The organism is Streptomonospora sediminis, assembly GCF_054778995.1.
In genome coordinates, this window is the sequence record NZ_BAAGYZ010000012.1 from 21,260 (window position 1) to 35,904 (window position 14,645).

14 protein-coding genes are annotated in these 14,645 nt (G+C 72.4%); 12 read left to right on the forward strand and 2 right to left on the reverse strand.

Going from position 1 to position 14,645, the window contains the following annotated elements; all coding sequences use genetic code 11:
• Positions 1 to 3 precede the first annotated feature (3 nt).
• The 11 genes from ACYVD5_RS03825 (at position 4) to ACYVD5_RS03875 (ending at position 11,812) form a co-directional block, all read left to right on the forward strand.
• The gene (locus ACYVD5_RS03825) at positions 4 to 1,557 is read left to right on the forward strand and encodes a type I glutamate--ammonia ligase (RefSeq protein ID WP_460999480.1); all 1,554 of its coding nucleotides are present in this window, start codon (positions 4 to 6) and stop codon (positions 1,555 to 1,557) included.
• Between the two features lie 51 nt (positions 1,558 to 1,608).
• The gene (gene purB, locus ACYVD5_RS03830) at positions 1,609 to 2,895 is read left to right on the forward strand and encodes an adenylosuccinate lyase (protein WP_460999481.1); all 1,287 of its coding nucleotides are present in this window, start codon (positions 1,609 to 1,611) and stop codon (positions 2,893 to 2,895) included.
• Positions 2,879 to 3,280 (forward strand): GNAT family N-acetyltransferase, encoded by a 402-nt coding sequence (locus ACYVD5_RS03835; protein WP_460999482.1) that lies wholly within the window; start codon positions 2,879 to 2,881, stop codon positions 3,278 to 3,280. Before purB ends, ACYVD5_RS03835 begins: the two co-directional genes overlap by 17 nt.
• A 150-nt stretch (positions 3,281 to 3,430) precedes the next feature.
• Positions 3,431 to 3,766 carry a 4Fe-4S dicluster-binding protein gene (locus ACYVD5_RS03840; RefSeq protein ID WP_460999483.1) on the forward strand — a complete coding sequence of 112 codons (336 nt, stop codon included), beginning with the start codon at positions 3,431 to 3,433 and terminating at the stop codon, positions 3,764 to 3,766.
• Complete coding sequence (locus tag ACYVD5_RS03845) at positions 3,763 to 5,685, forward strand: hypothetical protein (protein ID WP_460999484.1); 1,923 nt, start codon at positions 3,763 to 3,765, stop codon at positions 5,683 to 5,685. Before ACYVD5_RS03840 ends, ACYVD5_RS03845 begins: the two co-directional genes overlap by 4 nt.
• A gap of 72 nt (positions 5,686 to 5,757) precedes the next feature.
• Complete coding sequence (locus tag ACYVD5_RS03850) at positions 5,758 to 6,966, forward strand: 3-deoxy-7-phosphoheptulonate synthase (RefSeq protein ID WP_460999485.1); 1,209 nt, start codon at positions 5,758 to 5,760, stop codon at positions 6,964 to 6,966.
• 19 nt (positions 6,967 to 6,985) lie between these two features.
• Positions 6,986 to 8,371 carry a salicylate synthase gene (locus tag ACYVD5_RS03855; RefSeq protein WP_460999486.1) on the forward strand — a complete coding sequence of 462 codons (1,386 nt, stop codon included), beginning with the start codon at positions 6,986 to 6,988 and terminating at the stop codon, positions 8,369 to 8,371.
• 124 nt (positions 8,372 to 8,495) lie between these two features.
• Positions 8,496 to 10,145: a (2,3-dihydroxybenzoyl)adenylate synthase gene (locus ACYVD5_RS03860; protein WP_460999487.1), complete on the forward strand. Its 1,650-nt coding sequence runs from the start codon at positions 8,496 to 8,498 to the stop codon at positions 10,143 to 10,145.
• Between the two features lie 121 nt (positions 10,146 to 10,266).
• Complete coding sequence (locus ACYVD5_RS03865) at positions 10,267 to 10,497, forward strand: phosphopantetheine-binding protein (RefSeq protein ID WP_460999615.1); 231 nt, start codon at positions 10,267 to 10,269, stop codon at positions 10,495 to 10,497.
• Between the two features lie 100 nt (positions 10,498 to 10,597).
• Positions 10,598 to 10,924, forward strand: coding sequence for a hypothetical protein (locus tag ACYVD5_RS03870; protein WP_460999488.1), 327 nt, complete (start codon positions 10,598 to 10,600; stop codon positions 10,922 to 10,924).
• A 63-nt stretch (positions 10,925 to 10,987) separates the two neighbouring features.
• Positions 10,988 to 11,812 (forward strand): siderophore-interacting protein, encoded by an 825-nt coding sequence (locus tag ACYVD5_RS03875; RefSeq protein WP_460999489.1) that lies wholly within the window; start codon positions 10,988 to 10,990, stop codon positions 11,810 to 11,812.
• A gap of 148 nt (positions 11,813 to 11,960) precedes the next feature.
• Here ACYVD5_RS03875 and ACYVD5_RS03880 read toward each other — a convergent pair whose 3' ends face one another.
• Both ACYVD5_RS03880 and ACYVD5_RS03885 read right to left on the reverse strand, forming a co-directional pair.
• Positions 11,961 to 12,785 (reverse strand): NAD-dependent epimerase/dehydratase family protein, encoded by an 825-nt coding sequence (locus tag ACYVD5_RS03880; protein WP_460999490.1) that lies wholly within the window; start codon positions 12,783 to 12,785, stop codon positions 11,961 to 11,963.
• Between the two features lie 91 nt (positions 12,786 to 12,876).
• Positions 12,877 to 13,614 (reverse strand): IclR family transcriptional regulator, encoded by a 738-nt coding sequence (locus ACYVD5_RS03885; RefSeq protein ID WP_460999491.1) that lies wholly within the window; start codon positions 13,612 to 13,614, stop codon positions 12,877 to 12,879.
• Positions 13,615 to 13,738: 124 nt separating this feature from the next.
• Here ACYVD5_RS03885 and ACYVD5_RS03890 point away from each other — a divergent pair, with 124 nt between their 5' ends.
• Positions 13,739 to 14,644 (forward strand): 5-dehydro-4-deoxyglucarate dehydratase, encoded by a 906-nt coding sequence (locus ACYVD5_RS03890; RefSeq protein WP_460999492.1) that lies wholly within the window; start codon positions 13,739 to 13,741, stop codon positions 14,642 to 14,644.
• Position 14,645 lies beyond the last annotated feature (1 nt).

Genomic DNA, 14,645 nt, shown 5'->3' on the forward strand with positions numbered 1-14,645 from the left:
GCGATGGTGACCCGCTCGTGGTCCCGACCCCAAGCCGAGAGCAGTGTCGGGCAGTCGGCGTACATCTCCCGATTCGGCCTGTGGAACGACGGCCAGTGCGCCGCCGCCGAACGGATCGAGGGGGAACTCGACGGAGTCGGCCTCGTCCGACTGGTCTTCGCTGACCCGCACGGCCTGGCACGGTCCAAGACCTTGACGGCCGACGCGTTCCGCAGGGTGCTGCGCAACGGTATGGACTTCAGCCCGGGCCCGTTCCTCTTCGACACCGGGCACGCCATCGCCGTGGACTTCCTCGGCGCCGACTCCGGAATGATCGTCGGGGAGATCGCCGGAGCGGGCGACTTCATTGTCGTTCCCGATCCGCTTACCTTCCAGGTCCTGCCGGCCGACGGCACGCGGGCGGACGCGCCGCGGACCGCCTGGGTGATCGGTGACGAGTACCTGCGCGACGGCACACCCCACCCGCTGTCGTCCCGCGCCGTGCTGCGGCGGGTATGCCGCGACTACGCCGACCGCGGGCTGGTGCCGGTGGCGGGCCTGGAGGTCGAGTGGCACCTGACGCGGCTGCTCGGCGGCCCGGCGGGCAACGCCGGCAACGGGTTCGGCCTCCAAGGCGAGGCACCGCGGGTCGGCGCGGTCGACTCCGGCTACCAGTTCAACCTGGACGGCCTGTACGACGCGGTGGCACCGGTCACCGACCCGCTGGCCATGGCCCTGATCGAACTGGGACTGCCGCTGCGGTCCATGGAGCACGAGTCCGGGCCGGGACAGATCGAGACCACCTTCGACCCCATGTCGGCGCTGGACGCCGCCGACGCGATGCTGTTGTTCCGCACTTTCACCAAGCAGGTGTGCGCACGCCGCGGCTACCACGCCTCGTTCATGGCCCTGCCCCGCCTGAACGGGTTCGACCCCAGCGGATGGCACGTGCACCAGTCCGTTGCGGCGGCCGGCACCGGCCGCAACGTGTTCGCCGCCGAACCCGGCGCGGAGGCCGCCGAGCAGCGGGACTACGTCGGCGGACTGCTGGCGCGCGCGGTGGACCTGTGCCTGCTCTCCGTGCCGACGATCAACGGCTACCGGCGGTTCGCACCCGGCTACGCGCTTTCGCCCACTCATGTCGGCTGCAGCCACGAGGACCGCAGCGCCCTGGTGCGGGTGCTCGGCGCCGGCTCCTCCACGCACGTCGAGAACCGCGCGGCCGAGCCGTGCGCCAACCCCTATCTCGCTCTCGCCGCGCAGTTCGGAGCCGGCCTGTCCGGAATGGCCGGGATGGCCGGCGCCGCAGGGCCGGGTGGGGCCGAACAGAACGCGGCGGTGTCCGGGAGCCTGCCGGGGGATCCGCTCCCGGAAGGGCTGGCCGCGGCGCTGGACGCGTTCCGCAGCAGCGACCAGGCCCGGCGCCTGCTTGGAGCACCGCTGCAAGCCTGCCTCGCCCGCCTCAAAGAGAGCGAGATCTCCCGCTACGAGGCCTGGTGCAAGGACGAACAGCCGACCGGCGACCCGGCCGGCGAAGTCACGGAATGGGAGCAGCGTGAGTACTTCGCAGCGTATTGAACGGCGCGCGTACCCGGCGGCGGGCACCCCGCGCCCGGGCGGTGGTGCCCGGTGATACCCCGCTACTCGCGTCCGGAGATGGCGCGGCTGTGGTCGGATGAGGCGCGCTTCGCCACCTGGGCCCGGGTGGAAGTGCTGGCGGCCGAGGCCCAGGCGCGGCTGGGCGTGGTACCCGAGGCCGCGCTCGCCGACATCCGCAGCGCGCCGGTGCCCTCCCCCGAGGACGTCGCCGCACAGGAGCGGGAGCGGGACCACGAGATCCTCGCTTTCCTCGCCGCCTACTGCGCAGCCATCCCCGAGCGGTCCGCCCGGTGGGTGCACTTCGGCATGACCAGCTACGACCTGGTCGACACCGCGTTCGGCCACACCCTCGCCCAAGCCGCCGACCTGCTGATAGGCGCCACCCGGGACCTGCGGCGCGCGTTGACGGCGCAGGCCCTGGCGCACTGGGAGACCGTGTGCGTCGGCCGGACGCACGGCATCCACGCCGAACCGACGACGTTCGGGCACAAACTCGCCGGGTTCGCCTTCGCCATGGACCGCTGCCTGCGGCGGCTGCGCGCCGCCCGCGAGTCGGTCGCCGTGGGCACGGTTTCCGGAGCGGTGGGCACCTACGCGCTCATCGACCCCTTTGTCGAGCAATACGTGTGCGAACGTCTCGGGCTCGGTGTCGAACCCGCTCCCAGCCAGGTGGTGGCCCGCGACCGCCACGCCGAACTCGTGCAGGCCGTGGCGACCCTCGGCGCGTGCGTGGAACAGGTCGCGGTGGAGCTGCGGCTGCTCCAGCGCACCGAGGTCCGCGAGGTCGAGGAGCGGCGGACGCACTCTTACCAGGGGTCCAGCGCCATGCCGCACAAACGCAACCCCACCGGCAGCGAGCGGCTGTGCGGCCTGGGCCGGGTGCTGCGCGGCCATGTCGGACCGGTCCTGGAGGACGTGGCTCTCTGGCACGAGCGGGACCTGTCGCACTCCGCGGTGGAACGCGTCTTCCTGCCCGACAGCCTGATCGCGGGCCACTACCAGGTGACCGCCGCCACCGAGCTGATCGGCGGGCTGGAGGTGTTCCCCGACCGCATGCGGGCGGCCGCCGAGCAGACGGGCGGGCTGGTGCTCAGCTCGGCGGTGCTGGCCGACCTGCTGCGCGGCGGCGCGGAGCGCGAATCCGCCTACCGGTCGGTGCAGGCCGCCGCCGGCCGCTCGGCGGCATCGGGCACCGGGCTGGACACGGAACTCGCGAAGGAAGGTATCGACACCCCGCCGCTGCACCCCGAACGCTTTCTCGCCAATCACGACACGGTTCTCAACCGGCTGGAGGCACTACATGACCTGGAAGATTGAGCGGGTCCGCGGCGAGGACGCGGACGTCGCCGAGGTGGTCGCGCTGTACCGCTCCTCGGGACTGGGCGAACGCCGCCCGGTGGACGACGCCGAACGCTTCGCCGCCATGGTGCGCAACGCGAACCTGGTCGTCACCTGCCGCATCGGCGGCGAACTCGCAGGTATGGCGCGCAGCGTCTCCGACTTCTCCTACGTCACCTACCTCTCCGACATCTGCGTGGCGGCACGCCACCAGCGGCTGGGGATCGGGCGCGCGCTCATCGGCAAGACCCGCGATGAGGCGCCGAGCGCCAAGATCGTGCTGCTCTCCGCGCCGCAGGCCACCGAGTACTACCCGCACATCGGATTCGGCCGGCACGACTCCGCCTGGGTGCTGAACCCTTAGCTCTCAGCGCCGGCCGATCCGCCCGCAGCCCGGTCCGCCGCCCCGCTGGCCGACCAGGCCCCGAACCCTCTGCCGACACCACCCCACTGCGGAAACCGCACGCGAAGAACACCCGAAACGGGCAACCCCCGAGGAAGGACACTTCAAGCAATGCCCGGTAGCAGGGAGTCCCAGAACCGGTCCCGGACCGGACGCGACGAGCGCATCGCCGCCCGGGCGCGCAGCGACAACTGGCGGAAGCCGCCCCGGCGCATCGAATCGTCGGAATGCATCACCTGCGATACGTGCCTGCGGCACTGCCCACCGGAGTTCGGTGCCATCTTCGACAGCGGCCTGAACGTCGTCATCGTCCCGGAGCTGTGCTCGGGCTGCCCGGCGTGCGTGGTCGTGTGCCCGGTCGACTGCATCTACGTCGACGAGGAATGGACACCCACCGGCAATGACATGTGGTCCCACATCGAACTGACCGCCGGAGAGACCCGATGACCACCACCGGCAAACCGCAGATGACCCGGGAGGAACGGGCCGCGGCCCGGCAGAGCCGGCGGCCCAGCCGACTCGGCGACAAGGCCGGGGCCGCACCCGGACCCGACCACCTGCTGGAATCCGACGCGGGCTTTCCCGGCCTGCTCGCCCGCACCTGGCAAGCGGCGGCGTCGGCCCCCGACACGGCGGCGGCCGTCGACATCCTGCTCACCCTGGGCGGGCACGTGCCGGCCGACATCCCGCTGCGCGCGCTCGCCCCCGGCGAGGCGGCGGCACTGCATGCGCTGTGCGGGCGGTCCTGGCAGGCCGAGGCGGCCGGCTCCGCTGGGGCCGGCGGCCATCCGCCGGCCCCGGCGGAACAGGACGACGCCGCCTCACCGGCTTTCTTCGGCGAAGTCGGGCTCGCCGCCAACGGCCGCATAGCGGTCCGCCTGCCCGGCCGCGCACCCTTGGCGACCGAGGTGGACCTGGTCGACGCGCCGCGCCGCGTGCCGTGGTCGCGGCAGGCGTTGGAGGAGTACCGCCGCGAAGCCGAACGCGCCCGGCTGCGATTCGACCGGTCCGTCGCCGACTGCCGCTCCTGGCTGGCCGACGCGGGAGAGGAGGGGCGCACCGAACTGGTGGAGCGGCTCCGCCAGGCCGCGATGCGCACCGCGCCATTCGTGCTGTACGTCCAGGACCGGCAGTACACCAATTTCCGCGACCGCAACAACCTGACCGGCAAGACGCTGTGGCCCGGCCACCCCGACTGCGCGCTGAGCAACCTGCACCGGCTGCCGCTGGAACTGTGGCCCGACACCGACGCCGTCCTGGTCGTCTGCCTGGCACTGATGGTCCGCTCAGCCGGGTTCGCGCGTATCGAGGAGTTGAACGGCACCCAGGCGACCCTGGAGCACGTGGCCGGCCAGCTCGAACGGATCCGCACGCGCTACAACGGGGTTCCCGGCGGCGCACGGGTCGAGCCGGCCGCCTCCGGCACGGTCGCCGATCTCGCCGGCCTCGCCGAACGGCTGGCGGACGCGCGCCGGAAGATCAGTGCAGAGGTCAGGCTCTACCGGGAGATCCACGGGCCGCTGATGCACAAGATCGAACGGATCGCCGCTCCCCCGGGCGATGCGGCACGGCAGCGCGAGACCGCGCTCTGCGCCCGGCTGCGGGAGCAGCTGCCGCTCAGCGGGCGCACGCTGGACGAATTCGGTAGCGAGCTCGCTCGGGCGCCGGAGTGGCTCGCCCACCCGCACGGCGGCTTCGGCACGGGTCTGGAGTCGGTGGTCCACGCAACAGTGTGTGCGGCGCAGCGGGCATTCGGCGCCGACTTCGCGATGAGCCGCGGCCTGCGGCCGCTTTCGGAGCTGGTCGCGGCGCTGCGGGCGCAGGAGTGGGCGCGCATCGCGTCCTGGGAGCTGCCCCGGTTCTTCTGCTGCGTGGTACCGGATCCCGGCGCGCGCCACCACTTCGACGGCACCTACGGGCAACTGGCCGACATGGCCTGGTCCATGTCGTCGCGGATGGCCTACAACTCCTGGCACTTCCTGGCCGGCAACCTGCCCGAGGTGCCCGGAGTGGCCGAGCGCGACTATTTCGTACCGCCCACCCTCCCCGACGTGGCCTTGTACTCCGACCAGCACCACGTCGGCCACGTCGCGGCACGCGTGCGCTTCAGCATCCGCAGCCCGCAGCCCGTCCGCGTCCTGGACCGCACCTTCACCGGTTTCATCGACCTCAGGCTGCTGCGCTGCGCCGGACACCCCTTCGGCGAGCAGGACCTGGTCGCCGCGGACCGGACATCAGGGTTCATCGCCCAGGCGACCGCCCTGGCGGCCCGCCTGGCAGCGGACGGCGCGGACCTGGAGGTCACCGCGTTCGACACGGCATGGCACCGGGCGGCGATCGCCCCGGGCCCGGTGCCCGCGCCGTGACCGCGCGGCGGAGCACCGGCCGGCAGCCGGCCCGGCTGCCGAGCAGACCGAGGAATCCGAGGAGACACAGCCGTGCGGACTAACCACGACACCGAATCCGATATCCGGTTCCTGGAGCCGGACGCGCAGGCGGCCGGGCCCGACCTCCCGGCGGCGCACCAGCCCCCATGGGAGCACCACCCCGACCTCGAAGCGGTCCGCGCGCAACTGGCGGAGGTCCCCGGACTCGTCGATCTCCCGCACGTCCACGAACTGCGCCGGTTGCTCGCCCAGGTCGAAGCGGGCGCCGCGCACCTGCTGCACGTCGGCGAGTGCGCCGAGACCTTCGCCATGGCCACCCCGGACCACGTGGAACGGCGGGCGGCGCTGTACCGGCGGCTGGCCGACCGCCTCGCCTACCGGACCGGCCGCAGAGTCGTGCTGGTGGCCCGCATGGCCGGCCAGCACGCCAAACCGCGCAGCCGCGCGGCCGAGGAAGGCCGCGGCGGAGAGGTGCTGACCTACCGCGGTGACGCGGTCAACGGAGCGGACGCGACCGCGGACCTGCGCCGCCCCGAGCCGCGCCGCATGCTGGAAAGTTACGCGCGCTCCCAGGAGACGCTGGAGTTCCTGCACCGGGGGCCGCGGGCGGCTCTTGCCGGTCCGCTGTTCGTCTCCCACGAGGCGCTGCTCAAGGACTACGAGCAGCCGCTGACCCGCGGCGGAGCACGGCCCTATGCGGCCAGCGGCCACCTGGTGTGGATCGGCGAGCGGACCCGCAACCCGCACGACTGGCACGTCCGCTGGGCGGCGTCGCTGGAGAACCCGGTGGGGGTGAAACTCGGTCCGACGGCGACCGGCCGCGAGGCGGCGGCCCTGGTCAGCGAACTGAATGCGCGGGGCGAGGCCGGGCGGCTCAGCCTCATCGCCCGGATGGGCAGCAGCGCGGCGGGCCGCCGGCTCGCGGCGCTGGCCGGTGCGGTGGCCACCACGGGCCTGCCGGTGCTGTGGCAATGCGACCCGATGCACGGCAATACCCGCAGCCGCGGGGACACCAAGCTGCGTGTGCTTGCGGACCTGTACGCGGAGATCACCGCGTTCGTGCGGACGCTGCGCACATCGGGTTGCCACCCTGGCGGCCTGCACCTGGAGGTCACCCCCGACGACGTGCGCGAGTGCCGCGAAGACGCCGCCGCACCCGTGGCGGAGCACGGCACCGCCCCGCCGTGCGACCCCCGCCTGAACCCGGTTCAGGCGATGGACATGATTGATCATTTCGCCGATGAAGTCGGTGCATTCTGACATGGCAAAGGATCGTGGGATGGCCGTTGATCCGGGTGGGAACGACCGGGGCTACATCGAGAACGAACTCCCTTTCAGCGGGGATCCGCTGGTCACCGCCGCGCGTCTGGCCGCATCCGGGCGCTACGGCGAGTACATGGTCTACGAGAACGGCGGTACGTGGTCCTTCGCCGGCGGGGTGCTGGCGGAGCTGGTCCTGGACTCCTCGGGGGTCCGGCTGCGCGGCAGCGCGACCGGCGACCACCACCTGCCCGCGGGCGAGGCGCCCCTGGAACGGGTGAGCGAACTGCTCGACCGGATCCGGGTACCGGGCTGGCGCGCCTTCGGCTGGGCCGCCTTCGAGCTGTCCTACGCGGCGGGCGGCGACTTCTCCCGCACCGGGGACCAGCCGCTGCTGCACCTGCTGATACCGCGCACCGAGGTCCGCCTCGGCGGCGGAACGGCCCGGATCCGGGCGGACGGCCGAGAAGCCGCCGACACCGCCGCCGCGATCGTGTCGGAATCGCCGGCACCCGTCGCTCCCGTGCCCGCCCCCGTGGACGTGCGGGCGCACGGAGCCGGCGAGTACCAGCGGGCCGTCGAGCTGGCGGTGGCCGAGATCAACGGCGCCGGACCGCTGGAGAAGGTCATCCTGTCGCGGATCCTGCCGATCGGATCGCGGGTGGACTTCCCGGCAACCTATGTCGCCGGACGCCGCGGCAACCAGCCGGCCCGCTCCTTCCTGCTGCGGCTCGGCGGGATCGAGGCCACCGGGTTCAGTCCCGAACTCGTCGTGCAGGTGGACTCCGACGGGCGGGTGGTGAGCCAGCCTCTGGCGGGTACCCGCGCCCGCACCGGAGACCCGGCGGAGGACGAGCGGCTGCGCGCCGACCTGCTCACCGACGCCAAGGAGATCTACGAGCACGCGATCTCCGTCAAGGTGGCCACCGAGGAGCTGAGCGGCGTTTGCGCCCCCGACTCGGTGCACGTCGAGGAGTACATGGGTGTCAAGCCGCGGGGCAGCGTGCAGCACCTGGGTTCGCGTGTGGCCGGGCGGCTGGCTCCGGGCAAGCGGTGCTGGTCCGCCTTTGCCGCGGTGTTCCCCGCCGTCACCGCATCGGGGGTACCCAAGCAGGCAGCCTACAACGCCATTCGCGCCTACGAACCTGCGGTGCGCGGCCTGTACAGCGGCGCGGTTCTCACAGTGCAGGAGGACGGCGCAATGGACGCGGCGCTGGTGCTGCGCTCGGTGTACCGCCGGGGCGGATCCGCCTGGCTCCAGGCCGGGGCCGGCATCGTCGGGCAGTCCACCCCCGAGCGGGAGTTCGAGGAGACCGCGGAGAAGCTCGGCAGCGCCTCGCGGTTCCTGGTCATGTCACACGGCGCGCAGGCCCCGGCCGAAACGGGTTCCGCGCTGAGCGGCTGAACCCTGCCGGCTGCGCGGGCGGGCGGTCGCGCCGGCCGCACCCGCGCGCCGCGCCGCCGCCCCCTCTTCCGATACCGGCGTTGCCGGCGTATCCGGCGCCCCCAGAGAACCGAGGAGACGAGACATGCTCGACGGATGCACCGCCTGGCCCCAAGAGGCGGCCGACCGGTACCGCGCGCTCGGCTACTGGCGCGGCGAAAGCCTCGCCGAATTGCCGCAGCAGTGGGCCCGGCGATTCGGTGAACGGACCGCGTTGGTCAGCGGCGACCGGCGCATCAGCTTCGCCCGGTTCGCCGAACGCACGGCCCGGATGGCGGCCGGTTTCCAGCGCCACGGGATCGCGGCCGGGGACCGGGTCGTCGTCCAACTGCCCACCACCGCCGACTTCGTGCTGACCGTGTTCGCACTGTTCGGCGCCGGCGCCAAGCCGGTGTTCGCGCTGCCCTCGCACCGCGCAGAGGAGATCGGCCACCTGTGCCGCCTCTCCGGCGCATCGGGGTACGTGGTTCCGGGACAGCACCAGGGCTTCGACCATGTGCGGCTGGCGGCAGAGACCATGGCCGACGCGCCGGAGCTGCGGCGGGTCTTCGTGGCCGACGGGCGGATCGCGGAGGAGGTCCGCGAGGCGCACGGCGCCGGGGCGTTCGTCCCCCTGGCGCAGGCCGACGCCGAGCCGTCGGCCGGCACGCCCGCGCACGACCCTTCCGACGTGGCGTTCTTCCTGCTGTCCGGCGGGACAACGGCCCTACCGAAGCTGATCCCGCGGACCCACGACGACTACGTGTACCAGGTGCGGGCCGCCGCCGAGGTGGCGGGGATCGGCAAGGACGATGTGTACCTGGCCGCCCTGCCGGTGGGTTTCAACTTCACCTGGGGCTGCCCGGGAGTCGTCGGCACGCTGGAGCGCGGCGGCAGCGTGGTCCTCATGGAGGATCCGGTGGCCGTCGACTGCTTCGAGGCCGTCGAGGAGGAGCGGGCGACGGTTACCTCGCTGGTGCCGTCGATGGCGCAGATGTGGTTGGAGACCGCCGAGGACGCGGAGTTCGACCTGTCGAGTCTGCGGCTGGTGCAGATCGGCGGCGCGCCCCTGCACCCGGCAACCGCGCAGCGGGTTCCTGCGGCGCTCGGCTGCCGGCTCCAGCAGGTTTTCGGCATGGCCGAAGGACTGCTCACCCTCACCCGCGAAACCGACCCGCCGCAGACGGCGGCCACCACGCAGGGGCGCCCCCTGTCCCCCGCGGACGAGGTCCGCATCGTGGACGGATCCGGAGCGGACGTGCCCGCGGGTACGACGGGCGAACTGCTCGCGCGCGGCCCTTACACGCTGCGCGGCTACTACCGGGCGCCGGAGCACAACAAGCGCGCCTTCACCGAGGACGGCTACTACCGGACCGGTGACCTCGCCCGGCTGACCGAGGACGGCAACCTCGTGGTCGAAGGGCGGATCAAGGACGTCATCATCCGCGGCGGCAACAAGGTCTCGGCGGACGAGCTTGAGGGCCACCTGCTCGTCCATCCCGCGGTGGAGCGCGCGGCCGTGGTGGGTGTCCCCGACCCCTATGCGGGCGAGCGCATCTGCGCCTATGTGCGGCCCGCCGGCGAACCGCCGACCCTGCCCCAACTCCGCGAAGCCCTGCGCGTGCGCGGTATCGCCGACTACAAACTGCCCGACCGGCTGGAGATCGTGGACGAGTTGCCGCTCACCGGGCTCGGCAAGGTCGACAAGAAGGCACTGGCCGCCGCGGCGGCCGCGACCGAGCCCACGGCCACCTGAGTGCCCGGCGCAGGAGCCCACCACCACCAACCGCCGCGCCCTCCGTACGGAGCGCCGGACACCCGCCCCGGAAAGGACCGCCTTGCCACGCAACCCGGTACAACCGCCCACATTGGAAGAGATGCGTGCGGCCGTCGCCGAACTGCTCGGCACCGAACCGTCCGCCATCGCCGATGACGACGACCTCATTCGGCTCGGGGTCGACTCGCTGGGGATGATGCGGCTGGTGAACCGGTGGCGGCGGGCGGGCGTGCGGGTGCCGTTCCGCGAACTGGCCGCGGAGCCCAACCTGTCGGCCTGGAGCGTCCGGATGGACGCGCTGCGCGACCAGTCCGGGACGCCCGGAGGCTGACCGCGGTGCCGCGGCGCGGCACGGCAACCCCGGTCCGTTCACCGCGGAGCCATGGCCAATCGGTATGCAATTGCTAGCGATCGCTATTACGATGGCGGCTATGGCAAAGGACCAGGAGATCGCCGCCGCTCTGCGCCAGATCGCGCGGGGCTACCACGCGCTCGCGGATGCTTTCGCCGCCGGAGACGGCGGCGAAAGCGCCGTCAGCGAACGCGAACTCGCCGCCCTGCGCGAATGGGGCGAACGAGGACTGACCCGGCCCCAGGCCCGCGAACTGTTCCGTCGGCACGGCTTCGCGCCCCAGGTCGTCGGCGGCTGGGTGCGCGGCGAATGGATCGAGCGCGGCGAGGACGACCTGCTGTACACGACCGAGCGCTCCCGCCGCCGCGTCGCCGACGAGGACGCCGGCGGCGCCTCCGGTACCTGATATCGGCCAGCACCCAGGCAACCGCCCCGCCGGCCGCCGGCCGGCAGTTGAGGAGGCAGCCCCATGACCGCACCTGCGGAGGGCGACCCGCGCACACCCAAACGGATCTTCTACGACATGAAGCCGCGCCGCCTGGAGGTCCTGCGCGTCGAGCGCCTGACACCGCGTATGGTGCGCGCGACGCTCGGGGGCCCCGAAATCGACGGCTTCACCTGCGCCGCGCCCGCCGACCACGTCAAACTCGTCTTCCCCGACGACCCCGACGGCCGGCCCGAGCTCCCGGCCGGGTCGAGCAGCCGATCACTCACCACCCGCGACTACACCGTGCGGCACCACCGCCCCGCCGCCGGCGAGATCGATATCGACTTCGTCGTGCACGGCTCCGGGACCGCCTCCGCGTGGGCGGCCCAGGCGCGCCCGGGGCAACTGCTCGGCGTGCTCGGCCCGCGCGGCTCCAAAGTGGTGCCTTTCGTGTTCGACCGCTACCTGATCGCCGGTGACGAGACCGCTCTTCCGGCGGTCGCCCGGTGGCTGGAGCAGTTGCCCGGCGGGGCGCGGGCCGACGTGTTCATCGAGGTCGCCGACCCGGCCGAGGAACAGCCCCTCACCACCGCGGCGGACGCCGACATCACCTGGCTGCACCGCGGCGGCGCCGATCCCGGCGGCATCGGGCCGCTGGCGCAGGCGGTGTGCGATCTCGGCCCATCCGGCGGCGACCGCTATGCGTGGGTCGCCGGCGAGGCCGAGGCGGTGCGCCCGGTGCGCCGCCACCTGCGGCGCGAACTGGGCATGCCGCGGGAGTGGGTGAACGTCGACGGTTACTGGCGGCGGGGTGTCTCCGCTCTGGGCCCGCAGGCCAACGAGGACGACGACGAGGACACCCGCTGATACCCGCCGGCCCTCCTGCTGCCCGGCCGGCCCCTCCGGCGGTCCGTCCGCGGTGGCGCGGTACCGGGGCCCGTGATTTCCGGGCCCCGGACCGACCGGGCCGCGCCCCGCGCGCAGGGACCGCCGGGGGACGCAAGGGCAGGGCTTTTCAGCTCCGGTCGATGCGCGGTGTCCGGTTCTCCGTGTCGGCGGCGGCGAGGCGCCAGTAGCCGCCGACCTGGTTGTGCGGCGGGACGTCCCAGTCAGGGTCGCCCTCGGCGGCACGTTTCTCTTCGGCGTAGATCTCCGAGTCGTCCTGCGGCTCGTAGCCCAGCTTGCGGGCGGCGTCCAGCGAGGTCCACCGCCGGGTGTTGTCCGAGACGCCCCACACGACGCGGAACCCGGGCGAAGGGGCGTTCAGGCACGCCTCGAACAGGCGCCCCCCGTCGTCGGGCGACATCCAGTGGTCGAGCATGCGCGTGTCCTTGGGCTTCTCGAAGCAGGAGCCGATGCGCACGGCGATCACGTCCATGCCGAAGCTGTCGTGGTAGAGGCTGCCCAGCGCCTCCAGGGCAACCTTGCTGACGCCGTAGAACGTGTCGGGGCGGGGGAAGGCGTAGTCGGGCACCTCGGGCACGCGGGGGTGGAATCCCACCGCGTGGTTGGAGCTGGCCAGGACCACCCGCTGGATACCGGCCAGGCGCGCCTGCTCCAGGATGACGTAGCTGCCGTGGATGTTGACGTCGCGGATGTCCTCCCACGGCCCTTCCAGGCTGTGGCCGCCCAGGTGGATCACCGCGGAGACGCCGCGCATCGCCTCGGCCACCGCGGCCTCGTCGGTGACGCTGGCGGTCACGACCTCCTCGTAGGGAGCGGGGGCGGCGGGAGCCTTGACGTCGAGCAGCCGCAGTTCGCGGCCGGGCTTGGCCAGCCGGGGCCGCAGCAGGCCCGCCAGGCCTCCGGCGGCGCCGGTGATGAGAATTCGGTTGGTCATGGCAATCCCTTCCGGGTCGGGGGGTCGGTCAGTCGCGGGTCAGGGGCGTCGGGGGCGGTGGGGCAGCGGGGCCGGCGCATGCCGGCGGGGGTCAGCGGGTGAGCAGTTCGGTGATGCGGCGGGACGCGTCGATGAGGGCATCGAGGATGTGCCGGCTGTGGGCCTCGTCCAACCGCGCCAGCGGCACCGAGCAGCTCAGTGCGTCGGTCACCGGATCGTTATAGGTCAGCACCACCGCGCGGCAGCCCAGACCGAGGTTGGTCTGCTCGGACTCCTCCGAGTAGTGCATCCGGCGGAAACGCTCCAGCTCGGCGAGGATCTCGTCGCGGTCGGTGATGCCGCGCGGACTGAGCGCCTTGGGGTGTTCGGGTACCAGATCGGCGCCGTCCGGGCGCTGGGCGAGGATCGCCCGCCCCAGCGCGGTGGCATAGGCCGGCAGCCGCCGCCCGACCCGGGAGACCGTGCGCAGCTGGTGCTGCGACTCCCGGCTGGCCAGGTAGACGATGCTGCCGCCGTCGAGCCGTGCCAGGTGCACGGTCTCGTTGACCTCGCTGCGCACCTCCTCAAGCACCGGGGTGGCGGCGCGGACCACCGGATCCCGGTCCAGGTAGGAGGTTCCGGCCAGCAGCGCGCGCACCCCCACCTGGTAGAGCGAGCCGCGGGCGTCGGTCTCGACCCACTGCCGCTCCACCAGGGTCTGCAGCAGCACGTACAGGCTGGATCGGGGATACCCGAGCTGCTCGTGCAGCTCGCTGAGGGACAGCGAGGTCGTCGATGTCGCCAGCAGCTCCAGGACCTCAAGCGTCCGGTCAGCGGATTTCACCGTCATGACATGGCCCCTTCGTACCGCACTCGCGTTAAACGACCTCTTGACACCGGATAACGGGGATTTTACATTTCTATCCACCTTTTACAAGGGAGATTTTCATTCATATATGTGAATCGAGGTGTTCATGCAGTTAGACGGTCTACTGTTCTTCCCGGTCACGCCCTTCGACACGGCCGGCAACCTGGCCGCCGATGCACTGGCCGACCACGTCGCCGACGGTGTCGCCGCCGGAGCGGGCGGCGTCTTCGCAGCGTGCGGGACCGGCGAGTTCCATGCGCTGGACCTCGCGGAGTACCGGCAGCTCGTCGGTGTCGCCGTTGAGGCCGCCGCCGGGCGCGTACCGGTACTCAGCGGCGCCGGCGGCCCGCTCCCCCACGCCCGGGCCTGTGCCCGGGCCGCCGCCGAAGCCGGCGCGGACGGGCTGCTGCTGATGCCCCCGTACCTGGTCCAAGGGCCCGGCGAAGGGCTGGAGGCCTATGTGCGCAAGGTCGCCGAAGCCTCCCCGCTGCCGGTGATCATCTACCAGCGCAACAACGCGCGTTTCTCCCCCGATTCGGCCGCGCGGCTGGCCGCGGAGCCGTTCGTCGTGGGTTTCAAGGACGGCCTGGGCGATATCGAGCACGCGCAGCGCATTGTGCTGGCCGTGCGCAGAGCCGTCGGGCCGGACTTCCTGTTTTTCAATGGCCTGCCGACCGCGGAACTCTCCGCACCGGCCTACCGGTCGGTCGGTTTCGACCTGTACTCCTCGGCCGCGTTCGCGTTCGTCCCCGAGGTCGCCGGCGCGTTCCACACCGCCCTGCGCAACAACGACCAGGCGACGGTGCGGCGGCTGCTGTCCGGGTTCTACCAACCGTTCGCCGAACTGCGCGACCGCGTACCGGGCTACGCCGTGTCGCTGGTCAAGGCGGGTGCCCGGCTGCGGGGCCGCGCCGTGGGCCCGGTCCGCGCCCCGCTGGCCGACCCCGGTACCGAGGACCTGGCCGCCCTGGAGCGCCTCATCGACGACGCCCTACAACTGGTCAAGGGGTGAC